This window comes from Natrinema pallidum DSM 3751 (genome assembly GCF_000337615.1).
GTDB lineage: Archaea > Halobacteriota > Halobacteria > Halobacteriales > Natrialbaceae > Natrinema > Natrinema pallidum.
In genome coordinates this window covers 1-22,214 of record NZ_AOII01000095.1, presented here as the reverse complement: position 1 = coordinate 22,214, position 22,214 = coordinate 1, and the positions used below count along the sequence as shown (strand labels likewise).

At 57.8% G+C, this 22,214-nt stretch carries 30 protein-coding genes; 21 read left to right on the top strand and 9 right to left on the bottom strand.

The genetic code is table 11. From position 1 onward, the window contains the following. Window positions 1-36: 36 nt before the first annotated feature. The 4 genes from C487_RS16545 to C487_RS16530 all read right to left on the bottom strand — a co-directional run bounded on the left by C487_RS16545 (window position 37) and on the right by C487_RS16530 (window position 4,190). Complete coding sequence (locus C487_RS16545; RefSeq protein WP_006186974.1) at window positions 37-1,128, bottom strand: tetratricopeptide repeat protein; 1,092 nt, start codon at window positions 1,126-1,128, stop codon at window positions 37-39. A 62-nt stretch (window positions 1,129-1,190) separates the two neighbouring features. After that, window positions 1,191-1,976 (bottom strand): hypothetical protein, encoded by a 786-nt coding sequence (locus C487_RS16540; protein WP_049908222.1) that lies wholly within the window; start codon window positions 1,974-1,976, stop codon window positions 1,191-1,193. After that, complete coding sequence (locus C487_RS16535) at window positions 1,969-3,804, bottom strand: SWIM zinc finger family protein (RefSeq protein WP_006186972.1); 1,836 nt, start codon at window positions 3,802-3,804, stop codon at window positions 1,969-1,971. Before C487_RS16535 ends, C487_RS16540 begins: the two co-directional genes overlap by 8 nt. Window positions 3,805-3,893: 89 nt before the next feature. Continuing rightward, window positions 3,894-4,190 carry a hypothetical protein gene (locus C487_RS16530; protein ID WP_006186971.1) on the bottom strand — a complete coding sequence of 99 codons (297 nt, stop codon included), beginning with the start codon at window positions 4,188-4,190 and terminating at the stop codon, window positions 3,894-3,896. A 227-nt stretch (window positions 4,191-4,417) separates the two neighbouring features. Here C487_RS16530 and C487_RS21600 point away from each other — a divergent pair, with 227 nt between their 5' ends. The 17 genes from C487_RS21600 to C487_RS16450 all read left to right on the top strand — a co-directional run bounded on the left by C487_RS21600 (window position 4,418) and on the right by C487_RS16450 (window position 14,346). Beyond that, complete coding sequence (locus tag C487_RS21600) at window positions 4,418-4,606, top strand: hypothetical protein (protein ID WP_006186970.1); 189 nt, start codon at window positions 4,418-4,420, stop codon at window positions 4,604-4,606. A 103-nt stretch (window positions 4,607-4,709) separates the two neighbouring features. After that, on the top strand, window positions 4,710-5,090 hold the full coding sequence (locus C487_RS16520; RefSeq protein WP_006186969.1) for a hypothetical protein: 381 nt from the start codon (window positions 4,710-4,712) through the stop codon (window positions 5,088-5,090). Window positions 5,091-5,174: 84 nt separating this feature from the next. Further along, complete coding sequence (locus C487_RS16515; protein ID WP_006186968.1) at window positions 5,175-5,612, top strand: hypothetical protein; 438 nt, start codon at window positions 5,175-5,177, stop codon at window positions 5,610-5,612. 108 nt (window positions 5,613-5,720) lie between these two features. Further along, window positions 5,721-6,212: a hypothetical protein gene (locus C487_RS16510; protein ID WP_006186967.1), complete on the top strand. Its 492-nt coding sequence runs from the start codon at window positions 5,721-5,723 to the stop codon at window positions 6,210-6,212. A gap of 104 nt (window positions 6,213-6,316) precedes the next feature. Further along, window positions 6,317-6,718 carry a DUF6166 domain-containing protein gene (locus C487_RS16505; RefSeq protein ID WP_006186966.1) on the top strand — a complete coding sequence of 134 codons (402 nt, stop codon included), beginning with the start codon at window positions 6,317-6,319 and terminating at the stop codon, window positions 6,716-6,718. 23 nt (window positions 6,719-6,741) lie between these two features. After that, window positions 6,742-7,020, top strand: coding sequence for a DUF7389 domain-containing protein (locus C487_RS16500; protein ID WP_006186965.1), 279 nt, complete (start codon window positions 6,742-6,744; stop codon window positions 7,018-7,020). Window positions 7,021-7,421: 401 nt separating this feature from the next. Then, window positions 7,422-7,643: a hypothetical protein gene (locus C487_RS16495; protein WP_006186964.1), complete on the top strand. Its 222-nt coding sequence runs from the start codon at window positions 7,422-7,424 to the stop codon at window positions 7,641-7,643. A gap of 54 nt (window positions 7,644-7,697) precedes the next feature. Beyond that, window positions 7,698-7,997, top strand: a complete 300-nt coding sequence (locus tag C487_RS16490) for a hypothetical protein (RefSeq protein ID WP_006186963.1) — start codon at window positions 7,698-7,700, stop codon at window positions 7,995-7,997. 130 nt (window positions 7,998-8,127) lie between these two features. Next, a complete protein-coding gene (locus C487_RS21595) occupies window positions 8,128-8,493 on the top strand; it encodes a DUF7568 family protein (protein ID WP_006186962.1) in 366 nt (121 codons plus the stop codon). A 196-nt stretch (window positions 8,494-8,689) separates the two neighbouring features. Continuing rightward, window positions 8,690-9,379, top strand: coding sequence for a DUF6166 domain-containing protein (locus tag C487_RS16480; protein ID WP_049908221.1), 690 nt, complete (start codon window positions 8,690-8,692; stop codon window positions 9,377-9,379). Then, window positions 9,379-9,546: a hypothetical protein gene (locus tag C487_RS21125; RefSeq protein ID WP_006186960.1), complete on the top strand. Its 168-nt coding sequence runs from the start codon at window positions 9,379-9,381 to the stop codon at window positions 9,544-9,546. The genes C487_RS16480 and C487_RS21125 overlap by 1 nt, the downstream gene beginning before the upstream one ends. After that, window positions 9,543-10,208: a hypothetical protein gene (locus C487_RS16475; RefSeq protein WP_006186959.1), complete on the top strand. Its 666-nt coding sequence runs from the start codon at window positions 9,543-9,545 to the stop codon at window positions 10,206-10,208. The genes C487_RS21125 and C487_RS16475 overlap by 4 nt, the downstream gene beginning before the upstream one ends. Further along, complete coding sequence (locus C487_RS16470) at window positions 10,205-10,741, top strand: hypothetical protein (RefSeq protein WP_049908228.1); 537 nt, start codon at window positions 10,205-10,207, stop codon at window positions 10,739-10,741. Before C487_RS16475 ends, C487_RS16470 begins: the two co-directional genes overlap by 4 nt. A 158-nt stretch (window positions 10,742-10,899) precedes the next feature. Continuing rightward, on the top strand, window positions 10,900-11,901 hold the full coding sequence (locus C487_RS16465) for a DUF6610 family protein (RefSeq protein WP_006186957.1): 1,002 nt from the start codon (window positions 10,900-10,902) through the stop codon (window positions 11,899-11,901). A gap of 71 nt (window positions 11,902-11,972) precedes the next feature. Then, window positions 11,973-12,320, top strand: coding sequence for a hypothetical protein (locus C487_RS16460; RefSeq protein ID WP_006186956.1), 348 nt, complete (start codon window positions 11,973-11,975; stop codon window positions 12,318-12,320). Between the two features lie 88 nt (window positions 12,321-12,408). Then, window positions 12,409-13,335 carry an ImmA/IrrE family metallo-endopeptidase gene (locus C487_RS16455; RefSeq protein WP_006186955.1) on the top strand — a complete coding sequence of 309 codons (927 nt, stop codon included), beginning with the start codon at window positions 12,409-12,411 and terminating at the stop codon, window positions 13,333-13,335. Window positions 13,336-13,443: 108 nt separating this feature from the next. Next, complete coding sequence (locus C487_RS16450) at window positions 13,444-14,346, top strand: hypothetical protein (protein ID WP_006186954.1); 903 nt, start codon at window positions 13,444-13,446, stop codon at window positions 14,344-14,346. Between the two features lie 67 nt (window positions 14,347-14,413). On the opposite strand, the gene C487_RS16445 is transcribed toward C487_RS16450, so the two are convergent. Beyond that, window positions 14,414-14,923 (bottom strand): metal-dependent hydrolase, encoded by a 510-nt coding sequence (locus C487_RS16445; RefSeq protein ID WP_006186953.1) that lies wholly within the window; start codon window positions 14,921-14,923, stop codon window positions 14,414-14,416. Between the two features lie 132 nt (window positions 14,924-15,055). Next, entirely contained in the window at window positions 15,056-15,994 is a 939-nt protein-coding gene (locus tag C487_RS16440) for an ADP-ribosylglycohydrolase family protein (RefSeq protein ID WP_049908220.1), read from the bottom strand. 66 nt (window positions 15,995-16,060) lie between these two features. On the opposite strand from C487_RS16440, the gene C487_RS16435 reads away from it, so the two are divergent. Beyond that, entirely contained in the window at window positions 16,061-17,077 is a 1,017-nt protein-coding gene (locus C487_RS16435) for a metallophosphoesterase (RefSeq protein WP_206538386.1), read from the top strand. Between the two features lie 141 nt (window positions 17,078-17,218). Here the strand turns inward: C487_RS16435 and C487_RS16430 are convergent, their stop codons facing one another. Continuing rightward, the gene (locus C487_RS16430) at window positions 17,219-18,337 is read right to left on the bottom strand and encodes a hypothetical protein (RefSeq protein ID WP_006186950.1); all 1,119 of its coding nucleotides are present in this window, start codon (window positions 18,335-18,337) and stop codon (window positions 17,219-17,221) included. 663 nt (window positions 18,338-19,000) lie between these two features. On the opposite strand from C487_RS16430, the gene C487_RS16420 reads away from it, so the two are divergent. Continuing rightward, window positions 19,001-19,771: a hypothetical protein gene (locus tag C487_RS16420; protein ID WP_006186948.1), complete on the top strand. Its 771-nt coding sequence runs from the start codon at window positions 19,001-19,003 to the stop codon at window positions 19,769-19,771. Between the two features lie 201 nt (window positions 19,772-19,972). Here the strand turns inward: C487_RS16420 and C487_RS16415 are convergent, their stop codons facing one another. Further along, a complete protein-coding gene (locus tag C487_RS16415) occupies window positions 19,973-20,404 on the bottom strand; it encodes a helix-turn-helix domain-containing protein (RefSeq protein WP_006186947.1) in 432 nt (143 codons plus the stop codon). Between the two features lie 132 nt (window positions 20,405-20,536). Here C487_RS16415 and C487_RS16410 point away from each other — a divergent pair, with 132 nt between their 5' ends. After that, window positions 20,537-21,112 carry a hypothetical protein gene (locus tag C487_RS16410; protein WP_006186946.1) on the top strand — a complete coding sequence of 192 codons (576 nt, stop codon included), beginning with the start codon at window positions 20,537-20,539 and terminating at the stop codon, window positions 21,110-21,112. 46 nt (window positions 21,113-21,158) lie between these two features. Beyond that, on the top strand, window positions 21,159-21,599 hold the full coding sequence (locus tag C487_RS16405) for a TRAM domain-containing protein (protein WP_006186945.1): 441 nt from the start codon (window positions 21,159-21,161) through the stop codon (window positions 21,597-21,599). Window positions 21,600-21,615: 16 nt separating this feature from the next. Here C487_RS16405 and C487_RS16400 read toward each other — a convergent pair whose 3' ends face one another. Then, window positions 21,616-22,023, bottom strand: coding sequence for a hypothetical protein (locus tag C487_RS16400; RefSeq protein WP_006186944.1), 408 nt, complete (start codon window positions 22,021-22,023; stop codon window positions 21,616-21,618). Window positions 22,024-22,214 lie beyond the last annotated feature (191 nt).

Sequence of the window (22,214 nt, the reverse complement as noted above, 5' to 3'; positions counted from 1 at the left end):
GTCGCTCACCGTGTGAAACCCGTCGATAGAGACTGCTTATTTCTCTTGCGTCTCGGACGTGTCCATATCAGCTAGTCGGCGTTCGATGTCGTCGAGTCGATTGGAGACAGTTGACGGCTTTTCTAGGGGGTTCTCGGCGTCCAATGCCTGCTGGTACAGTTCGGCAGCACGCTCCAACTCCCTGACCGATGGCTCGTTCGATTCATCGTGCCAGTAGCTATCCGCGAGTTTCTTGTACGCCCAGGGATCCTCAGGATAGTCCTCAATGAGTGCCTCGAGTTCGCTCCTGCTCTCGGTCAGTCGTCCCAGTTCTGTCAGCGAGTCAGCGACGAAGTGGCGGAAGTCAAGGAGTAACTCGTCGGGTGCGTCCGGAAACTGGGTACAGACCTCCCGACAGAATTCGAGACGGCGCTCGTGATAGGCTGGATCGTCCGCTGCCAGGGTGGCGAGGTCGCTGTCGACCGACCGCAGGAACGCTTCGAGCGCGAGCACGTTCGGAAGGTGATCGTTAGCCGTCTCGATCGTCGTGATGTCGTCCGGCGTCACGGCGACGATGGTTTCCCAGGCAGTCAGCCACCGCTGGCAGGCCTCGGCGTCGTTCCCCTTCTCACGGAGTTCCCGACCTTCCTGTACCAGGTCGTAGATCCGTTCCCGATAGGGGAGGTCGGGTGCCCACCGGCTCCAGAGCACTTCGGAAGCCATCCAAATGAAGTCCCGATCGTACCCCGATGCGTCGACATCGTAGTCGGCCTCCCACTGCTCGGCGAGTGTCATCGCGGAGTTTACTCCGGCCGCGCGGTCACGGAACGACGCTTCGGTCGTGTCGATACCGTGTTCGGCAAGCGTGTCCGTGATTTCCGCCGTCGATAGCGCCTGTACGTCCTGTAACTCCCATCGCTCACCCGAATGGCGATCGGTGGCTGGGGCCGTGCGTTCCGCTTCACCCGTGACCTGCTGCTCGCGGGTCTCATCGTCGGCACTCTCTTTGAGGTCATGTTCGTCGACGTACTGGTCAACCCGCTTGGTGTCGATCCGACCGAGATCATCGTACTCATGGTCTTCATAGAGATGCTTGCGAATGTCGGATTCATCAGCGAAGGATTGCTCACAGTACGGGCAGTCGGCCATTGACTGCGAGTTCGAGGAGCACGGTGAAAAACAGCGGGGCAACTGGCCGTTCGTGGCTCGTGTTAGGGTCGTTTTTCGCCGATGATGGCGGCTGTCTCGGTCGCTGCGATCGGTTCACGTTCGTCGAGTAGCCTCTCGATTTCGTCTGGTTCGTACACCTCCTTGACGATGCAGTAGTAGTGTGAGGGCGTCCCGAAATCGTAGACCATGCTGAGTCTGTCGCCGTCCCAGAGCGTCGCACGCTCGGCGACATCAGTAATCGTCATCTCGCTTGCTTTCGTGTATGAAGGGTCGCCAATCTCGGTGAACTGCTGATCGGGGATGATAGTGAGTGTCGAGTCGATGTACTCGTCTTCGAGCCCGTACATCCGAAGATGGAGGTCATCGAGCGTCGTGAACCGACAGACAAGTGAGTCGAGTTCCGCTATCGTCGTCTCGGGTCGGACGACGATGTCGTACCACTCCCCGCGGGCACGACCCTTCTGCTTCCATCGGAGATGATACCCGACAGACCCGATACGCTCGTCGACGTCGTCGCGTTTGTGCTGTTCCCCTCGTTCAGCTTCCGCTACGACATCTGCCCAGCAATACGAGCACACCTCGTCGGGTGCATCACCGTCGAACGCTGCCTTGTCGAAACCTTTCCAGTCAGCGTAGTCCCGTAGTTCGATATACTCGCTTGCGGGTGAGCGCGTACTCCGGTCACACAGCTTCTCGCCCGGTAAGTCCCGTCGAGGTGCGTACGGCGATCTGTCCGCTGAGTCTGCTTCGAGGTCGACGATGTGGTCGACAGTACCCACTTGGCTGACTTCGATGACAAATCGGTCTGTGGTATCTGTGTCAGTCATGGTCTTCGTTGTGCGATTGATCTTCAAGTTCCTCGAGCAACTCATCCAACATCGGCCGGAGCTTATACTTTTGATAGTGTTCATCCCGGAGGTCCTGTACGTAGGTCCGCCATTCGTCGAGTTCGCCCGCAGCGTCGGCCGCCATTCCGGCGGTCTCCAGCCAGTCCACGGCGTAGCGATACCGCTGTGATTGCCCCTCCTCGATGATGGGTTCGGCCTGTGCCTTGCAGGCGTCGATCGTCCACTGCGGGCACTCGTCCCAGACGGTGTCGGCGACTGGCTCGACCACCGTGTCGTCCGAAAAACGGTCTGCGATGGCGATGGCCTTCTCGTACCGCTCCGCGTACAGGAAGATCTCGACATGTCGTTGTGCACTCCGTTGGGTCGTGTCTCGGTCCGCGAGTGCCTCCAGTATCTCCACACGAACGGTCGGCCAGTCCTCGCCGGCGAGGTCCTCTGTCGCCTGGTAGGCCGCAAGCGTGGGTGCGGCTTCGAACACGGCGACGGCTGCCTCCAGCGCGACGTCGTGTTCGTCCATACTGCTGGCTCGGTCGCGGAGCCACTCGGCCAGTTCTGCCTTCCCGCTGCCATCCAGGATCAAGCCGTGCTGGGCTATCTCTAGTGCTGCCTGCGGTTGGTCGTGTTCCCGGAGTGCTCTGGCCAGCGTGAGTGCGTTGTCGGGCGAGTGCAGGTACTGCTGGCCGTACTTGATCGCCTCGTCGATACGGTCCTCCGCGACGAGCATCGTGACGTATGCGTCGATCAGGTCGGCGGCCGCCGCCAGATTCAGGTACTCGTCGATGCGGTCCTGGCGTTCGAGAACGTTGAGGTGGGCCCTGATGTAATCCTCGGCATACCAGGGCCGATCACCCTTCCAGAGGTCCGCATCGCTGCTTCCGGGCTTCATCGCCCGCTGGATCGGTTCGAAGTCCCAGCCACGCTGGATAACCGCAAGGGCGACGCTGTACGGTGGTCGGTCGGTATAGCCACTCATCTCGTTCTCCCAGGTTCGGAGTCTTGCCTCCCAGTCATCGCGCTTTTCGTCAGCAAGGTCGGCTGTAAGCAGCGCTTCGGCCAAGGCGGTGTCGACCTCGTCGAAAAACTCGAAGATGGCCTGTGAATCGTCGTACGAGAGCGCGAGCCACTCGCAGTCCATCAGCTCATCTGCGAGTGGATCGAGGACAGCCAGTGCCGTCTCACCGTCGCCAGCTTCGATGGCAGCCCACGCTTGATCGAGCAGTTCCCCAAGCTCCTTGACGTCGGTTTCGACTGCCGCATACGGATCGTGGGTTTGATCGCCACGCTCGTTTGGGGGCTGGAGGACATACTGAACTTGCCGTCGAATCGAGTCTCGGTTGATGTCTGGACTCTGGTCGTGGGAGTCGTCGGCTGTATCCTCTGACTGGGCTGTCTCGAGTCGGGACTCGACCCACTCTGCGAGGTCGGGACGACGCTCGACGAGGGCAACGAGTAGGTCTCGGAGTTCCTCTGGATTTGTATCGGCGACCAGTTTGGAGACGGGTGGGCGCTGGCTGATTTCGTCGGGATCACGGATGTACGTCAGGAGAACGGCCACACGATGCTTACAGATGCCACCATGATCGTATGGGCACGAGCACAACGTGTCGATGACACCGGTCTCATCGAGTTCGATCTGCACCTGATAGGGCTCGTACTGACTGCCTTCGACCGCTGCTTCCAGACGGTTGTCACGGCGCGTGATCTCGCGGACGGCACCTCGATTGTAGTAGTCCTCGCCCCGATCGTATGACTGCGATCGTGCGAGGTTCCGGATGGCTGCCTCGGTTATGGTCGGTGCCTGTCCCATCGGTAGGCCTCTCTACGGTATCTCCCGATAGAAAAGTTGGGCCAGCGTCACTCTCGAGAGCCTTCCGACATCAGACCCGTTTCGGACTTTCAACGACGGGTCGTCTCAGTCGTTGCCACCAGTTCGTCAATGAATCCAGCAAGGAGATCATCCAGATCACGAGTAGTATTGTCTGGAGGTTCCTTCCAGAGTTCGACGTCGAACTCCCACGCCGCCATTGCCTGCCCCTCCGTGGCAATAACCATGAAAATCGCTTGCTGATAGATTACGATCGTTCGGTATTCGTCGACGTCGAGATATTCGATTGCGGCCGCCTCAAGCGCTGTTCGAAGATCCGCCGCTTCAGCCAACGTACAGTGTTGCACCGGCTCATCATTACTTGGCATAGCAGTCGATACCATTCATCAGTACAAATATCCCGGACACAGCGTGATCTGCTTCGAGATAGGCCGGGAAACGATGGGGATTCGACGTAGTAGTGAGCGCTAACCAATTAACCAACGAAAAGAGGGTACATACCCGTATTTGTTGGTTAATTATAAACCAGCCCGGAGATGCTCTGCTGACTCCCCGACGATGTTTTTCTGCACCGTAAATCGGCGGAGGCGCACACATGGACCCACGAGATACACCTGGGTACCGGCTGCATCGCGCACTCAGCACTCTCAACAATATTGACGTCAACCAGTTGGATCCCGCCGACCAAGAGCGAATCAACGCAGCGATGACGCTCCTGGAGCAAGTGAGTCTCCTCACCCGACCAGCTGCCACGGAAGAGGCCAATATCCAGATAGAGTCCTGACTACACAAACCGTCGAGCGGCGCTTCTTCCAGATTCACCGTAGAGGAAGAGTTTGTAATCCCCTGAAGGGTGAGGGGCAGGAGAACGCCCCCGAGCACAACCTATGGCAACACTCCATGCAGCGACGACGTCGACCGGCGCGATCGTATCGGACGCACAAGCAGTCCGTCAGCTCTGTGAGAGCTATTGCTTCGGGACCCTCAACTGGGAGGTAGACGAGGAGGGCGAACTCATCATCTGGGGCTACGACGATTTCGAGGTGTACGAAGCGCGTGAGAACGGTCTCCCCGATTATGACGGTGGGATCGTGACCCACGAGTTCCTCCGGCAGCTCGCGGAGTACATCGATGGCGACCAGGAACTCGACATCCAGACGGCCGGGTATACGAAGTGTCGATTTCCGGTCCTCGCCAAGCGGTACGTCATCCGCAATGGTGAGGTCCTTCACGCCGATCTGACCGGACTCGACCCGATCGGCGAATAACTGGTGATCATCCCTTGGCAGGTGAAGAGGAGTCGTTTATCGGGGGCTGACGGACTGAGCCCCCACGTGGGGCTTCGTGATACCATGTCCGAGCAATCTACTGACGACTCGTTCGAGGACTGTGAGCTAGGCCCCGAGGCAATCCTCGGTACGCAGACGTTCGAAGACGTCCTGTTCACCGAGGAGACAGAGACCCCGGTGAATGTTCTTACTGGCGAGACGCCCGAGCATTCGCAAGCGAGCGTCGACGAAGCTCGGGCCTTTGCCGCCGGGATCGACACCGATACGCCGCAAATCGCGCTGCAAGCATCGGTCGAATCGCAGATCGAAACCGCGAGCAAACCGTACACGGCAGCCGCGTTCTTCCACTTCAAAGCGACTGGAACACTCGCACTCCACCGCGCCTACCACGCAGCGTACGAATCGGCGGCGTTCGCGGTCGATTTCGACGCCGACTACGAAACCGGTGACCTGACGATCACCGTCGAGGAGATCACTGGGTCGGAACGAGACGACGCCTAGCGAGCGCGTATTCCGGCGGTGTTTATCGAGCGCCGGCGATGGGTGCCGGCGCACCAAGCAGTGACGCGGAGCGGAGTCGCGTGCGTCGGCAGACCGAGGTGACAACCGATGCACATGGTCATTTACACGCTAGTTGAGGCATCGACACGAGATGACGCACTTGCCACCGGAAAGACGGTGTTCGATCGACTCGTCGGCGCCGTGCCACACGCAGGTGCTGTCTTCGATTACTACGTGTGCTTTGACGAGGAGGACACGACGGTCGCTGGAACGGCCCGTTGGGGTGATCTCCCGGTTGCAGCTTCTGTGGAATCCGATGAGGGCGAGGAGCTGCTCGAACGCGGCTGGGAAGCCACGAAAGAGGAGTTTCAGCGGAATCTCGACCGGGTGAAGGAGGCACTCGACGAACACAGCGACGAGGAGATCATGCGCGATGCGGATCTCGCCCGGCACGCATTCCACCAGGTCGGTGCGTACGACGGGCCTTCGGTCTGCCTGTATGACGAACATGGCAGCGGCATCCGGCATCGAGGCCAGTTGGAGCGAATTCTCGACGAGAGTGACGATCTCTGGATTGTGCCGGCGGACATCCACTTCTGAGGGAACAAACCGGCCAGCTGCTCCGTGGTGCAGTGACCGCAGAGCGTTTTTTCGCCCCCTGAGGGGTGCGGGGGTGCTCGAACGAGCACACCTCGAATAGAACGATGAGTGGAACTATCGACTCACAATCAGTCGAACAGACACGCCCGAGAAGTGACCGTGACGTCGTCTACGTCGGCTATCGACAGCGAGGCCGCGCCATCGTGGAGAAACAGCCCGGTCAGGAACGGCTCACTCCAAATCGGAGTCTCGAGTTGGCGAGTCACAGTCCCTCTGGCTTCGAATGGGGATACGGGGGCAGTGGCCCGGCACAACTCGCGCTCGCGCTCCTGCTCGATTACTCCGACGACGAGGAGGTTGCGCTAGCGCAATACACGGAGTTCAAAAACCAGGTCGTAAGCCAGTTGGATTGCACTGGTCCCGGCGGGCGCTGGCGACTCACCGGCAGTGACATCGACGCAGTCCTTCGCGAGACATCCGACGAAGCGGCCGCACCGTCCATCTGAACACCGATCACTGAGAGTAACATATGTCGGAACACACCCAGCCGTCTCGTGCGGATGTCGAATCGATAGAGAACAGTGAGCGGCCGTCACCAACGGAATACGTCGAACGCAGCGACGTCGGTGTCTCGCTGACCGTGAAGCTCAAGCGCGGAACCGGGACACGAGATGAAGACCAGATCAAAGCCAAGGTGAAAGCGAAAACGCTCGAAGACGCCCGAGAGGACATGGAGATCCTTCGAGCGTACGTTCACAAACTCGCCGAGGACGCCCGCCAAATCCAACCCGAGGAAGAAGACGAGTAAGCAGTCTAGCGGGTCTCACAGAACGATTTGGCAGGCCACAAATTTCGACTCGTTTTAACTGAACTATCTGTTCAATGTGTGTGCGAACTTCGAGGTAGCCATCCGTCAAGAGCGGAGGTAGTCACTGAGGAAGGTTATGAGGTTGACTCCGGTGTAGAGCGTGTATCCAAGGAAAAGGACTATAATGACCATCATAAACGCCCATTCCAATTGCGCGTCCATAGTACGAGGAACGTGTCGTCGTGGTATAGACTTTCTGTACACCGTAACGGAGATTCCCTGTACTGAGCGTTCAGCCTATTCGCCACACGACGCGAAACGAGGATGCACAAACTACTCTCTGACATTCTCAGTCCGGCGCTGTTTTTTCGTCGCCTCAGCAGGAGCGGAGGCGACACTCATTGAGCAACTCCTCAGAGCAATCCACGGTATCGAGCGACCTATCACCGGAACAGCGTCTCGAACCATCGAATACGGGACTTCTCAACGCCGGCATCGTGACGATTCACGACATGGAGACGCTGCGGGCCTGCGTTGCCTACGAGAACACCCACCAGAATCGGGTCCAGATTCTCCGGCGTCTCGAACACCGAGCCAGCGAACTCCGCAAAGAAGAGGGCTGAGACGGCTCTCGTGGAAGTTTTTCGGAGCCTCCATTGGGTGGAGGCTCAATTCACATGAGCAATCGACCGGAAATCGAGATTCAACAGCAGACCGCGTTCGGAGACGATGGCCAGCTCGAAGTGACTGAGACGAGCGTCGAAACCTCCCTCGAGGACTTCGGTGCGGACGTGGACCACCGCGACCGTGATTCACGGCTCGATCGGCCCGAGGCGAGTGAGTTCGGCGTCGACGACCGTCCGGAGGTAGAACAATCGTCCGAGAGTGATCAGTCGAACCTCTTCGCCGATACTACCGAGGATCAGCAGACGCTCGCCGGCGACGATGCATCCGATCGCTGTCTCTTCGGGGATTAACCAACAGCTAGTTCGTTCGACTGGCTGTGTTGGTTAAGTGATGGTGAGAAGCGAGATATCAACTCGCGAGACTAGTCAATCCCCGAATCAAGCGACTGCGAGCCTCCCGAACGCGGGGGCATCAGTACCCATGCCACGAATTACAAATTGGACGCGTGAGAGCCGTACCCCGAAGCTAGCGTATCGCAACACAGAGACCAACGCGCACGCGGTGTTTCACCGAGCGCCGGACTCGTATATCCACAAGTGGCGTGCCGCGATCCTCGTCGACGGCTACCCGGTGTGGTCGCGCGGATTCGAGACGAAGGAAGCTACCTCGCTTCGCGATGAACTCCGAAAGCGACCCCACCCTGAGTTACCCTGTCCAGAGTGTCCGAACGACGACGTCGTCGTCGGCCAGAAGAGTGCTGACGGTGCGAAAGTCCAACGGTGGTTCGAATGTCGAGAGTGCGGCTACGAAAGCCGCTCAGCGATCATCTACGGCGCCGAGCGCTGATTGCCGACGGATAGAGCAGACAACGATGGGGAGCCGACAGGTGAATACGAGTTTAGCACTCACGGAATCCGACTGTTTCTTCTACATCCACTGAATGGTCCGTGGAAAATCACTATTCTCCTCGAGGGTGCTCGTCCGGCAGGGTTTTTCGACCCCCAAGAGGGTTGCGGGGAATCCGAAGACCCGCGTTCGACCGATGAAGACGGATTCGACCAACCACCCACGAGCGGCAGTACAGGATGATAGTGAGCGATGCCAAGCAAACGCAGACCACGTCGAGTACGTGGGCATGCGCGTCGACGGAACGCCGGTGGTGCTGAAGCTTACAGAGCACGAGCGCCTCTCCCCCGACCGAAGCCTCGAGCTCGCACGACATAGCCCATCAGGATTCGACTGGGGCTACACCGGGAGCGGTCCGGCGCAACTCGCCTGCGCGATCCTGCTCGACTACTACGACGACGAGAGCGTCGCCCACCAGCACTACATCCAGTTCCGCAACGCGATGGTGAGCCAGCTAGCGTGCGAAGGACCGGCTGACTGCTGGCATCTCACCGGCGACGACATTGAAGCTGCACGTGCCGAGTTCCAGGACAACCATCCCCTCACACCAGATGGTGGGGAACCGTCGCCATCGCTGCCGGCGAATTGGAGCGCCGTGAGCCGGTCAGACCAGACGGTCTTCCAACGCCGGGACATCGACCACTACGTCGTTCTCGGCGACGGGAGCGAGGAGTGGCTCATTCTGCTCTGCGCTCAGGGTGACCGAGCGTATCCCGCTCCGCTCGACGTGCGAACGCTCCCGGTCGAGAATGACCCTGCGCCCGCTATTCAGGAACTCGTCGCTGAGAGCAACGACCTCGTCGAGCCGGAGGAGGGGGATGCCTGATGGAGAATCTTCGACTTTCACGAACCACTTACCAGCTCATCGAACGCGCGGTTGAGGCCTTAGTGCAGATCGGCCGGGAACTCAAGCGATACAACGACCGACATGAGCGCGAGCAGGGAGGAACAGAAGAGAAAGACGCAGACACGGCGGGTCGCGACGAATCGTGACCAGCGTCCAGGACGGTGAGACGGCTGGTCGTACCGGGTTTCACTTTACGCGGACAGCAGGCGGGTGTGACTGTCCGATCCATCGCGACGGCGAGCCGATCACGGCGCCGCTCGGCCTCGGGTTCGCCGAGCGCGTGTATATCGAGGCGATCCCCCGGCATGTCGCTGGCGCGATCTACGAAGCGCACCACTCCTACATGGACGACGTCCCGCTCACCAACTTGGTTCATCACGGCCTCTGCTATCAGGGACAGCTCATGGGCGCGATAACGTGGCGGCATCCACTCATTCGCTCGCTCGAACACGATGAGACACGGTACGAGGGCGACGAGATCGTGGAGGCAGCTCGCATCTGTATCGGCGTCGACTTCCCCAACCTCGCGTCGGCAGCGCTCGCACGGTCGATGGAGCAGTTTATTCGGCGAGAAGCTCGCCGGCGCGGGATTCGACTCCTCCTGACGTTCGTCCGCGCCGATTTCGATGGGTCGATGCTGAAAGCGCTCCGGGACAAGGGATGGCACTGTACGGGGAAGACGGAACCGGGGCAAGCGGGGAATCGACCAGACAAACCAATTCGTGAAAAGCCGAAATGGCGGTTCCTGTGTGAGATATCCACCGGTCGTGACCGAACGCAGGCGACGTTCGAGCGGTGGTCGCCGTGACTCAGAATGCAACCCTTGACGACTTCGTGACCGGCAGGTCGTCCCGTGAATCCGGCTTGCTTGCGCTCGAAGAACGACTTCTCAACGCCATCTCGTCGACCGTCGGCCTTCGGCTGATTCCCGGTCGTGGTGATCCGTTCTATCTCCAGAATCGGGGAACTGAACGGTATCTCTTCCGCGACGAGTACGACCGGTGGTTCATTCTCCAACCGTCGGCGAAAGCGTCGGAAGATGCGTTCGTGCGCTGGGTGTATCTCCCGGAAGACAGGCCGGAGCGGTTGGCTCAGTCGGCACTCCGTCGACGGACGGTAATCGGCTACGAGTACGTCCGGCGGGCGGCCGCACCAGACCCAGTCAGGTCGACGGTGACGGCGATGTTCGTCACGGAACACTGGCCCGAGGCAACCTACGAGTGCGGGTCATGTGAGTCACGGTTCGATTCGGCACGGAACCACGCGCTCCATTGCTGGGAGGCCCATCCGTGGGTGCCGAATCCGGAGCAGGTACGCCGACGCTATCACAGCGACGAGTAATCTTGGGAGTATTGGACCACCTCGAGGTTCGTTCAGACGATTAACCAACGGAACCGGGGATCTGGCACGCTCGTTGGTTAACAGCTGACCGCCGGTCGTTTTTTCTCCCCCCGGAAAGGGTGCGGGGCGGCCAGAGACGGTCGCGCCAGGCCCTACTCATGTCGCTTGATATCAGCACCAGCAGCAGCACTGCGCGAGAGATTGCAGCTGCCAGACAAGCCGACGTCGTGGCGTTCCTGCATCGCGCTCCGTTTGCGTTGGATGCCTTGAAGCTCGGCTTCCTTCCCGGCTTTCGGGAAGATTGTAGTTATCAGCAGACTCAGTTTCAGCACTTGGATATCCCCGTCGGGATGCTCGATAACGATTTTCGGAATCCCGATTTGGATCGGTACGTCTCCCGATTTTTCGAACACGAGCCCCGAGTCGGCGTGATTGGGGATGCATACGAGCCCGACGACGTCGACGAGTACGTGGCCGCGGCTCGCGAAATCCAGGCGAGCTATCCCGATGCAGAACTCGTTATCGTTCCCAAGTGTCGAGAGGTGATTCACACGATTCCCGACGATCTCATCCTCGGCTATTCGCGCGGGTACGCCGACCGTTTGGCCCACGAGTTCTCCGAGCCGACTGACTGGCGTGGCCAGCGCGTTCATATCCTCGGTGGGAGTCCACCCAAACAGCTTGACGTCATCCAGCAACTGACCCGACCGACCCTCACGGGTGAACCACCGGCTGACATCGTCGGAATCGATTGGAACGGCCTCCATCGCGGGGCACAGTTCGGCGAGTTCTGGTCAGCTGATGGCTGGGACGATAGCGGTCGCGACGCTGACCACGTTACAGTTCGCAAAACTGTCCGGCATAGCCTCGGTCGTATTCGGGAGTTCTGGCAGGCACACGGCGTCTGGCCTGAGTCGACACCGCAGGAGAACGGCATCCAAATCGAGTACGAGGGACCGTCACCGACCGATCTCGACAGCGCCACCTGTACTGAATGTGGCGCAAACGTCTGGATGACCCGGCGCAGCCCCTACATTGCGGAGTACGATACGGGCGAGATCTGTGGATACTGCAGTTATGACTGCTATTTCGCACACCGACACCGGAACAATCTCGAGGAGATCGCCGGCGAGCAGAGCGTGTACCTCCCGCCAGCGTGACGCCACGAGCGGTTTTTTCGCGCCCGGAGAGGGCGAGGGCTCCATAGAGAGCCTTCACACAGGTGACCTTCGTGAGTCAACAACAGAGTGCGAACGACGTCTCGATCGATGCGATTCCGGTCAATATCGCGAACACGCAATCCGGTGAGGTTACCCCCGACGAGGTACCCGAGGAGATTCGGTCAATCACTCGTGGGCTTGCCGGCGAGCAGCCGCCGACGAATCCGCTCGTCGTGCTGAAGGCCGCCCGGTGGTGGTACATCCACGGGAAGGGCGGGACCGACCCTGCGTTCCGATGGGCTATCGAGTGGGCGCGACACCTCGCGACCGACACCCCCAGCGACGTGGAACAGTTCGACGAATTCCTCGAGTACCTCGTGGCGGTCGGCTTCGCTGACGAGAAAGCAACCCTCCGGTGACCGCCGCCGCGGGTTTTTATGCGCCCCCCAAGGGGTGCGGCGCGTCCTGAACTGACGCAATCGCCGTGAACTCGATTCGGTGAACATTATGGCTACGACCAGTGACTCGTCGGTCTCGTTCGAGGAGACCGACGCCCGACACGACGAGATGCACAGTACCATCGAAGCGTGGATCGACGAGCTCGTCGACCACGTTGACGATGCGCAGGCCAGCGAGGAGTTCCAGGAGTGGCTCGACGTCCAGAGTCGCTTCCACGACTATTCCCATCGAAACACGCTCCTCATCAATCTCCAGTGTCCCGAGGCGACGAAGGTCGCCGGCTACAACACCTGGCGGAATGAGTTCGACCGGCACGTCCAGGAAGGCGAGTCAGCCATCTGGATTTGGGCCCCGATCATTACCAAGCAGTGTCCCAAGTGCGAGAACTCGCCTAGCTACCACGAGCAAAGTGACTGTGAATACGACGAAACGTCGCCGGACGAGTGGTCGAAAGGGCTAGTCGGCTTCAAACCCACGTCTGTCTTCGACGTGTCCCAGACCGAGGGTGAGCCGATCCCCGAACTGGAAACCGAGGCAACGGGGGACGCCGACGACCTGGTGCCCGCACTCACCGACGCAGCGGATGAACTCGGCGTGACGGTTTGCATCGTCGACGCTGCCGAGTGGAAGCATGGCGACGCAAAGGGCGTCTGTAAGTACCGGAGTAAGCGTGATCTCCAACCCGTCGTCGAGGCGAAAGCGCGCGAAAATCAGGCCGACCTCGCCGTGACACTCATCCACGAGTTCGCTCACGCCCTACTCCACGCAGACGTAACCGACGAGACCGAGCGATCAAAGCGCGAGGTTGAGGCCGAGGCAGTCGCGTACATCGTCGGGCGGTATTTCGAGTTAGATACGAGCGGGTCCGCGTTCTACTTGGCCGCGTGGCAAGGTGATGAGCCGGACGTGATTCAAGATCGACTTGGGCGAATTAGCAGCACGGTGGAAGATCTTATTGAAATGATCGACGGGTAGGCTGGAGAACCACGTCGACAACTAACTGATCGCGTCGCAGTGAGTTTCTATTGCGCCCCTGAGGGGCGGCGGCGCGCGAGATCGTGCGTCGGCCAGAACGGGATAAACATGACTGAACATACCCTCGAGTTACTCCTCGACGAGGCGCGACAGACGATCGAGAGCCATCCGCAAGTTGGTTATAGTGCCGACCAGCCCCTTCACGAACACCTTCGATTCGCGGTGTTCCGGGTGCTGGAAAACAACGCCGACGACACGCATACGGGCGAACCTCGCGTTCCAGGGCTCACAGTCGGATACGGGAATGACGCGGCGATGTTCGATCAGTGGAGTGATGAGGTCGAGTGGTGGACCGACGTCGGTCCCCAAGAGCACTGTACCCGGTTCCGCGTGTTCTATGAGCAGACGGACCAGGACGAGATGCCGAGACAGGTCCTGGAGGTAATGACGGCGCTGGGCGCGTGGCGAGTCTGGGACGGCCCGGCTGACCCCTGTGGCTCGTACGATCATCGCGGTCGGCACGAAGTACATTTTCTCTTCCCCTACAACCATCCCATCGAGGATCTGCTCGCTCGACAAATCGAACCTGATGACGCCGCCCTCTCTCCAGATGGCGGGTGGGTCGAACCCAGGGACACGCAGTCTCTCGTCGAATCAAACCCGGACACGGTCTCAGCAGAGCCGTCAGACGACGAGCTAGCCCCGCGGACGCGACGAGCCTGCGAGGAGGAGATGGACGTGTCGCTACTGGAGAAAGGCGGTGTGTACGAGCTCCACGCTGCATCGGGGAACATCTACGATGTCGACGTGATTAGCAAATCGTGTACGTGTCTCGACTGGCAACAACGCAAACCCGAGGGCGGCTGTAAACATCTGCGTCGCGTCGACATCGAAATTAAGGCCGGGCGTATCCCACGACCGGATGGACGCCTCCCGAGGTCCGGATCGCAACATCAGCAAAATAGGGAGACGTGCCATCGCGGCGAGTTCGAATCCTGGGTTCGTCAGTGAATCGAGAACAGTAACGTCTCTTCTCCCGTCTCTGGGTTGCCATCTCGTACAGAACGCTTAGAAGACGTTAGAGTTGGCTCAGGTACTCGCCGAGACCGGAGCCGACCACGAGCACCAGAGCGCTCACGAGCACTCCCAATCCGAGGAGTCCATAGTTAGCGATCGGATTCTTTGCCTTCGTGAGGTTGTAGGTGTACCGCCGAGTCCGGATGGGAGTGAATGGCCGAACGCCAGCTGGCGTGAGGGCATCTGCCGCGATGTGGGAGAGAGTTACGACTGTGCCGACGAGAAACGCAAAGACAGCGAGTCCAGCCGCCGCGAGAACACCTTGCGGACTCCCCACGAGGCCACCACCAACCCCGAGGACGATGCCGACGAGGACGGCGAACCAGACCGTATGGGTGGGCCCGCGGTGTGTGATTCCGGGCACTCGCTGATCGTAATCCGGGACCATCGCGAGTACCACCGCGCCGACTCCGCCGGCAATCGCCAGTTCGCGGAATCCGAGAACGAGCAGGATGAACGCGATGGGCGCGTACGCCAGGAGGGCGACGCCATAATGTCCAAGACGATACATTCGATACGGCGTTTTGTCCATCCACTCATATGGTGCTTTTCAACAGACGCCCGCAAAATGCCGGTTAAACTAAAGCTTAATCTTAATCTTAGCAATTGAGGACTGCCAAGCGGACGACCATTCGAGAGAGGGCTAGCGAATGAGATCGTCGTCGACCGCGAACTCCGTCGTTGCTAGTGTCGACCCGAGGGTGGCGAGTTCATTCTTACACGCGAGTTCTGCCAGCCACCGCTCAGGGAGTTCGCTGGCTCCGAACCGCACGCCTGCAATCGCACCAGTCACTGCACCGACGGTATCCGTATCGTCTCCCATGTTGACTGCAGAAACAATCGCGTCCTCCGCGGTGTCCGCAGTAAGTCCATGATACAGCGCCGCTTGGAGGGTATGGATGACGTAGCCACTTGCGCGGAGGGAGTCAAGACTGGTGTCGTCTGGAATCGGTCGTAACGCAGCGAGGAGCTCCGCCGGTGCATCCGCCTCGACGTGGGCCAATGCGTCTTCGAGTGGCGTCTCTCGCTCGGCCAGGACACCCGCCAGAGTGAGGTTCAGCACGGCGCACCCGTACGTGCAGCGCGGATCAGCGTGCGTAATCGACGAGGAGAGTCTGCTGACGCGCGCAAGCGTGTCCCAATCGTCTCGAAACGCGAGCGCGTACGGCGCACAGCGCATGACGCTTCCATTCCCGGCGTTGCTGCCTTCCGGACGCGACTCCCAGACCTGCTGGCCGGCGTCGCGCCAGGAGCCGTCGTGTTTGATTTTCTGGAGCGCATCGCTGGTCATCAGGCCGATGTCGAACGGGCCGCTGTCGTACCACGCGACGAAGCGCTCAGCGACATCGTCGGGCCTGACCGCTCGATGCTCGTCGAGGCTCCGAGCGATACAGAGTGCCATCTCGGTATCGTCCGTGATCGTTCCTGCTGGCTGATTGTGGGTTCCGTTGGCCAGCATCTCTGTGACCGTTCCATGCTTCTGCGCAATCTGTTGTGAGGATTGAAATTCGACCGGCCGTCCGAGCGAATCACCGCACGCAAGCCCAAGAAGAGCGCCAGCAGCGGTATCAGTCAACGACATATCCCGACCTTCGAGGCTACGTGATAAAACTATTAATCAGTGATAGCAGAGGAACAGGCAGTCACTATGGAGAACGTCTATGCTGATATTCGAAAAAAGCAGCATCTCGACATTACGGTCAAGGTGGTGTCCTCCAGATCGGGAGTAGGTTCAAGACGTGCGTTTGAGATGACCGTGGAAGACGTCGACGGGACGCAATTTACGTTTACTGTCTGGACGAAAAGCAAGAATGGACGGGACTACCACTGGCAGGAAGGACACTGGTACAAACTTCATTCTGCATATGGGGAGGTATGGCCAGCTGGCCGAGAACTCCACGGGACGAGCAAACTTGAAATCGAACACAAAGGCGTTCGACCGAACGAACGCCGCGCAAAGCTGCTCTATCTGACCGATACCCACTTGGGGAAGGAGACAGGCGGATATAAGAACAATTCCTGGCAGATCGATACAGTCGCTGGATTCAACGCCGCGATTGACATTGCAATCGAACAGCGGGTCGATGCCGTCATCCATACCGGTGACGTCTTCCACAACGATACGAAGAACGGAATTTCAGATGAAATTGAAGAGGCGTGCCATGATGCACTCACCGATCTGGCGAACGCCGAGATTCCCTTCTATTACATCTACGGCAATCATGCAGGGAAGACAGGACGTGTCTTCCTGGAACAGTTCAGTGATGCAGGGTTAGCCACGCACCTCCGCTCCCGGCCCGTTGTGATCGGTGATGCCGTGGCACTCTACGGCGTTGACCATCAGAAATCATGGGATAGTGGTCAACTCGGATTCGAACGCCCACCAAACGGAGTTGTGACCCTCCTCTGTATGCATCAGTCGGTCGCACCGCTTACGGGGAGCCCGAACCCTGATTGTCACCTTCAGGAAGTACTCAAAGAGAGCACGATTTCGATTGACGGGCTTGCTATCGGCCATCTTCATACGAACGCTGAGAAGACTTTGAATGGCTGCTCCGCGTTCTGTGGTGGTGCAACAGAACGACTGACCAGCGACCTTGCGCCAAGCGTTGAAACCATCACTGTCAAGAAGGGAAAGATTCGCCGCGAACGTCATCTCTTATGACGCCAGAGGTGAACTTAACCTTATTCTTAAGATTAACAAGTATGTAGAACTGAGGTGGTCGCTGAATCACCGGTAGAGATGCAGGCCTCTTGTCAGAGTTCTAAATGTGTCGACGGTCAACTGAATACTCTGACCCATGAATCAGTCGTACTCGAGTTCGACTGGCCCTTCCTGCTCAAATCGGTGGACTTCAGTCACATAGTTCAGGTGACCTTGGCCATAGGTTTCTGGGTCTGGCGGTGTTCCAGTGTATCGATAGACCTCGAAATGGGCAAAGGGAAGTGGAATTTCCGTGGGTGCCTTGGGAGGGCAGATTTCCACGACGTCGACGACGTCCCAGATGAACCAATCGGTGGCATGGAGTTCTTCTGTGAGTTGTGAATCGATTGCCTCCTTGTCGCCGTCGAAGTCGTCATTTCCGTGAAGCACGTGACCTGCACCCGGTTCTCGATCCCACGCTAACCTAGATATATCTACAGGAATATCAAAGCCATTCGTTTCGAGAACCTCTCGCACTTGCTCGCGGAACTCCTCGTCTGTGTCCGGTGAAACGATAACCCGGTTGATAATTTCATTAAGATCCGCTTCAACGAAATGATGTGGACTGTGGTCTGGCGTGTCCCAATCTCGGCCATGCAGATCCATCACTTGGTTTGGGCCTTCGTAGAGAAGAGCACGGAACTCGTTCTCGATCGTGAAGGGCGTGTTCTTGTAGAAATAACTTGCTGGCGGGGTTGAGGGGATAAAATGCCGCTGCTGGTCGACATACCGGACCAGACCCATATACATCTCCAAGTCCGTCATAAGGGCGTGTTTGAGCTGTCCTACGGTGGTCTCGATTGCAACGCCATCTCCATTCGGTGTAAATTTCTCCCAAAATCGTGGATCCTCGTCTGTTCCGATACGCCAGCAATTCAGGAAGTACTGCTCCTGCGACCCTTGCCGGAAGTTTTCCATCCCGCCTGCATAATCGATTTCTTCACCATCAGACAGTGAGATGGACTCCGCCATGCGCTCACTCCCTCGTCTCTCATCTTCACGCACTGGCTCTGTCGCTTGGCCTTCTAACGGGTCGTCATCTTGGTAATCAATGGCCGGTCCGAATCGGAACTCCTGGTCCTCAATGACCTTTTTAAAGTAACAGAAGCTCTTGTACCGGCGGATTACCATACGGTCTGAGGGAAGCATCCAACGCCAATCCTTGAAAGCAAGAGGTTCATTCGTAGGGAGGCCGCTCAATTCAGCAGGTTCGTCCGTCATGTGTTATTTGATGTCTGAAGGCTGCGTTAACTTAGCGAACCAGCAATGAACCTTTGGCGGATTTAGGCGAGCAGCTGGGGCAGTATAATCGTCGCGCTCACCACCAGTAACAGGATAAGAACGAACAGGGCCCACCATCCGCGAGACTTCCAATTTTGTCGATCGATGGCCCTGATCGCTCGCGCAATCTCGGCCTGAACATCTTCAGTCCTGTTCTCTGGAATCGTATGCTCTACTGACTGCGTTCTCCCTAAAATTTCCTCACTATCGCTCGACGCTTTCTCAATTGCCCGGATAACCTCCAAGTGCACGTCCTCGGCTTTATCGCCTAACCTATGGCCTCTGTCCGGAAAATCGAATGGAACTTGGATTGTATTGTCGTGGCGGAGAGAGGATCGCATCTGCTTGTACTCGTTCCGGATGCTGTTACGGAACCCGATACTGCTCCAGAACTGGGGAATAAGACGTCCAAGGATACTTTCTCCCGTCATTACTGAACTGATTGTGGGTAACTATCGAGGTGAGAAATAATTTCCCTTATAGACAGATTGACTAGTAGCAGATTCCCGAAAGGGATTTTAGGATTCAGTTGGCGCTCCAGCTAAAACGGCCATTCTCGGCGTTTACACAGATTCAAGATACTAACACCCATATTAGCGAACTATGTACTCATTCAGCCAATTTCTCGACGGTACAAACGCCGATTCAAACAGGGATATCGTCGGCCTAGCGATCTACTATCTGCATTCCTACTGTGAAGAAGACACCGTAGCGGTACAGGACATACAGGACTTGTTCAGTATCAACGAGCTCCCAATGAGTGAGACAACTGTAGCAGCACATTTCGCAGAATTACATGAAGAGGGACTCATCACAACAGTCTCACAAGAATCGCTGCACACCCTCTACTTTCTCAGCCGCGCAGGTTTCCGAACGTTCGGCCGGATAGCAGGAGAGTGGGGGCAATACGGAGTCCGTGGTGGACGATTCATCGACACCGACCGAGTGGACAACGAAGACTATGAACTACTCGTCACCAACATCAACAGATCCTACCGGAACGCCATCAACGATGGTACCCTCGTCCTGACTAGGAAGCTGTTTGAAAACTTGATTATCGACGTTCTGCGGACCGAGTTCGGCGGTGTAAGGATTAACCTGTACTATAACACGAGTCACAGACGGTTTCACGGGTTGGGCAGGCTCTGCAGCAATTTTCGGGGCGAGATTTCCAATCTGAATCACTACTCAAGACAGCTAGACAATGACCTCGTCAACCGGATTGAAGAATTCAGGGAGCAAGGGAATTCACAGGCCCACTCCGTCCGAATTGGAGTCTCCGATAACGACCTCGAAGCGATGCGTGACGACGCGACCGATTTGACCGAGATTCTTTGGAACCTGCGAGAAGAAGTTCGACTGGCGAATAATTAACTCTGAACGTTCGGAGATCCTCTTTACTCAACTCAACACAGCCTCGGAGGATGGAATTGATGCATGCCTTCTGTTACGATTCATTTGTCCTGAATCAAAATCGAGACTAATTTCTCTTGGCGGCTTTGCTCCAATCACGCTTTCAAAGTATTCCGGATGTCGAGCTTTCCGTCCGGCAATACGTGCGCTCCGAAGGTGGTTTCAATTCCGGCCGTTCGGCCGCTCGACGCCCTCGGCGCCCTTGATTTCGTCTGTTTTCTCGACTTCAGCGAACAGTTCTCGGTATGCGTCGGGATCGAAGAGGTTGTTCCGGTCGAACAGCTCGCGTGCGGCGTCGGTGAGCTGAAAGAACCGGTACGGCTGGCCCCGTTCGAGCCCTTCACGATCTCGTTCGATGGCCTCGATCAGTCCCACTTCCTCCAGCCGGATGAGGTGGTCGGTGAGCGTTGACGCTGCGATACTCGGATTGTAGTATTCGAGTTCCTTCTTCGAGGGCGCGCCTTTCGGGTGACCGACAATCGTCCCGATGATATTCGCGCGGGTCGTGTCGTCGAGGACACTCAACGCTGCGATCGGATCGAGGCCAGCCGCGTTCTCGGCTGGCGTGAGCGGGGTGGCGTCAGGCCGGGACATTGTGTATCAGTATTTGTCCCCCGGTCGGATAACCATTTCGGTGAATTCCGAAGTGGTGGTCAGAGTGCTTGCGTATTCCACGTCCAGTCGGATTTCCGTACCGTTAGGTGGCGGTGGTGACTGGTGCCCAGTATGACCAACGACGACGCTACCCGTGCAATCATCGACAAATTGGGTGACCAGCCGGGCGAGACGCTCACACCCGAACGGGTCGAGGCGATTCAGACCGCGATGCACGAGGATCTCGGACAGTTCATCAACAACACGTCCTACTTCGTACTCGGTTCCTACGGTGAGGAGGAGCGGACACGATTGGAGGCTGTTCGCGACCAACTCGCGAGTGATGCCGCAGCCTCGAACTCCGATGACGGGGTCGACGCGTTCCTGATGGACGATATTCTGGACATCTCGGAGTTCTTCACTTCGAAATTCAAGCTGCTGGTCAGCTACGCGGATCATATCGTGGGGGTGTACGAACACTCCCAGGGCGGGCACGCGTGGGAAGCGGGTTACATCGATCAGCCGACCTATCGGGAGCGAACGCGAGCGTTTTATCGAACCTACGAGACCGAGAGGGAACAGTACGCGGCCTACGACGGGATGTTCGCACACTATCTCCTCTCGATGGAGCGGGTGGACCGTGCGTACACGTGGACGACGCCCGAGGACCTTCGTGACTATATTGAGGATGCCTACGCGCCCGACTGACGGCGTGAGGAACGACTATTTGCGTCGGATGCTGAATCTTCTCTTGATGGTCGATATCCCTGACACCCTTCGCTCGGTATTCACTGCGACTATTGAGTCCGACGACGAGAGCTACACATTCGAGGTTCCCACGAGTGAGGTGCGTCACGACGCTATCCAGCCCGGTGAGACGTATCGAATCGCCGTTCTCGAAGCCGAGGGTACAACAGCCCGATCCGAGTCCCAGCTTTCAGATTCGCCGTCAGGATCTTCCTCAGCTGTCGGTGAACACGGTTCTCCTGAGCCACCCGTTGAGGAGGGTGAAATTCGAGACGTGTCGGTTGAGGCGGTTGGCGACCAGGGGGATGGCATCGCGAAGGTGGACCGTGGGTACGTCGTGATTGTTCCGGAGGCTCAGCCCGGTGAGGTACCGACTGTCGAGATCGAACAGGTGCAACAGAACGTTGCGTTTGCCAGTATCGTTGAGCCGGATCCTCGAACGCTGTGATTCTGTTGTTTCTCGTTTAGAATGGATTGGCTAGGTCGGTGTCAATGAGCCGAGTCGCGTGGTCACGGGTTGCCTGTTCGACCGCTGCTTGGTCTGTGAGCAAGAAACAATTGTAGTTACTGACGCTGCGCTGGATCACGGACTGTTTAAAAATGTTGTCGGGATGGGTCGTGTATTTTTGCACCACGACGACGAATTCTTCGATCGTATCGATGATGACTAGCCCGTATCCTTGATCACTGAGGAACGATCGGAGCTGGGTAAATTCGTCCGGAGGGACTTCGAAGCGATAATGCTGGTTGTTGTAGTAGTGCTTGAGGCGATCGAACACCTCCTCGTTGTCAAAATAATGCTTGAACAGATACCTCTCATCGACCTCAAAGACGTTGACCCGTTCCTCGCCGCCTCGGTAGAATGCCGCCATTCCGTATGGTAATAGATACCATGAATAATTGAGTGTTCTCCCCTCATCAAGCAGTATCCCTCAAACCAATTCATCACACTTCCAGCGGATCGATTTGGTATTTCTGTACGTGTTTAGCCCCAGTAAATTTCGCCACTGTCTCGTAGCAGGCGGCCAATCGGGGAGATATGCACCCTCAGCAAGGGCTAATT

Excerpts from the sequence above, each read along its gene's own strand:
- C487_RS16450 (WP_006186954.1), top strand. The coding sequence starts at position 13,444 with ATGACTGAACATACCCTCGAGTTACTCCTCGACGAGGCGCGACAGACG.
- C487_RS16505 (WP_006186966.1), top strand. The coding sequence starts at position 6,317 with ATGAGTGGAACTATCGACTCACAATCAGTCGAACAGACACGCCCGAGA.
- C487_RS21125 (WP_006186960.1), top strand. The coding sequence starts at position 9,379 with ATGGAGAATCTTCGACTTTCACGAACCACTTACCAGCTCATCGAACGC.
- C487_RS16435 (WP_206538386.1), top strand. The coding sequence starts at position 16,061 with ATGGAGAACGTCTATGCTGATATTCGAAAAAAGCAGCATCTCGACATT.
- C487_RS21600 (WP_006186970.1), top strand. The coding sequence starts at position 4,418 with ATGGACCCACGAGATACACCTGGGTACCGGCTGCATCGCGCACTCAGC.
- C487_RS16490 (WP_006186963.1), top strand. The coding sequence starts at position 7,698 with ATGAGCAATCGACCGGAAATCGAGATTCAACAGCAGACCGCGTTCGGA.
- C487_RS16545 (WP_006186974.1), bottom strand. The coding sequence starts at position 1,128 with ATGGCCGACTGCCCGTACTGTGAGCAATCCTTCGCTGATGAATCCGAC.
- C487_RS16500 (WP_006186965.1), top strand. The coding sequence starts at position 6,742 with ATGTCGGAACACACCCAGCCGTCTCGTGCGGATGTCGAATCGATAGAG.
- C487_RS16530 (WP_006186971.1), bottom strand. The coding sequence starts at position 4,190 with ATGCCAAGTAATGATGAGCCGGTGCAACACTGTACGTTGGCTGAAGCG.
- C487_RS16510 (WP_006186967.1), top strand. The coding sequence starts at position 5,721 with ATGCACATGGTCATTTACACGCTAGTTGAGGCATCGACACGAGATGAC.
- C487_RS16480 (WP_049908221.1), top strand. The coding sequence starts at position 8,690 with ATGAAGACGGATTCGACCAACCACCCACGAGCGGCAGTACAGGATGAT.
- C487_RS16515 (WP_006186968.1), top strand. The coding sequence starts at position 5,175 with ATGTCCGAGCAATCTACTGACGACTCGTTCGAGGACTGTGAGCTAGGC.
- C487_RS21595 (WP_006186962.1), top strand. The coding sequence starts at position 8,128 with ATGCCACGAATTACAAATTGGACGCGTGAGAGCCGTACCCCGAAGCTA.
- C487_RS16400 (WP_006186944.1), bottom strand. The coding sequence starts at position 22,023 with ATGGCGGCATTCTACCGAGGCGGCGAGGAACGGGTCAACGTCTTTGAG.
- C487_RS16405 (WP_006186945.1), top strand. The coding sequence starts at position 21,159 with ATGGTCGATATCCCTGACACCCTTCGCTCGGTATTCACTGCGACTATT.
- C487_RS16455 (WP_006186955.1), top strand. The coding sequence starts at position 12,409 with ATGGCTACGACCAGTGACTCGTCGGTCTCGTTCGAGGAGACCGACGCC.
- C487_RS16415 (WP_006186947.1), bottom strand. The coding sequence starts at position 20,404 with ATGTCCCGGCCTGACGCCACCCCGCTCACGCCAGCCGAGAACGCGGCT.
- C487_RS16465 (WP_006186957.1), top strand. The coding sequence starts at position 10,900 with ATGTCGCTTGATATCAGCACCAGCAGCAGCACTGCGCGAGAGATTGCA.
- C487_RS16430 (WP_006186950.1), bottom strand. The coding sequence starts at position 18,337 with ATGACGGACGAACCTGCTGAATTGAGCGGCCTCCCTACGAATGAACCT.
- C487_RS16410 (WP_006186946.1), top strand. The coding sequence starts at position 20,537 with ATGACCAACGACGACGCTACCCGTGCAATCATCGACAAATTGGGTGAC.
- C487_RS16535 (WP_006186972.1), bottom strand. The coding sequence starts at position 3,804 with ATGGGACAGGCACCGACCATAACCGAGGCAGCCATCCGGAACCTCGCA.
- C487_RS16445 (WP_006186953.1), bottom strand. The coding sequence starts at position 14,923 with ATGTATCGTCTTGGACATTATGGCGTCGCCCTCCTGGCGTACGCGCCC.
- C487_RS16520 (WP_006186969.1), top strand. The coding sequence starts at position 4,710 with ATGGCAACACTCCATGCAGCGACGACGTCGACCGGCGCGATCGTATCG.
- C487_RS16420 (WP_006186948.1), top strand. The coding sequence starts at position 19,001 with ATGTACTCATTCAGCCAATTTCTCGACGGTACAAACGCCGATTCAAAC.
- C487_RS16540 (WP_049908222.1), bottom strand. The coding sequence starts at position 1,976 with ATGACTGACACAGATACCACAGACCGATTTGTCATCGAAGTCAGCCAA.
- C487_RS16440 (WP_049908220.1), bottom strand. The coding sequence starts at position 15,994 with ATGTCGTTGACTGATACCGCTGCTGGCGCTCTTCTTGGGCTTGCGTGC.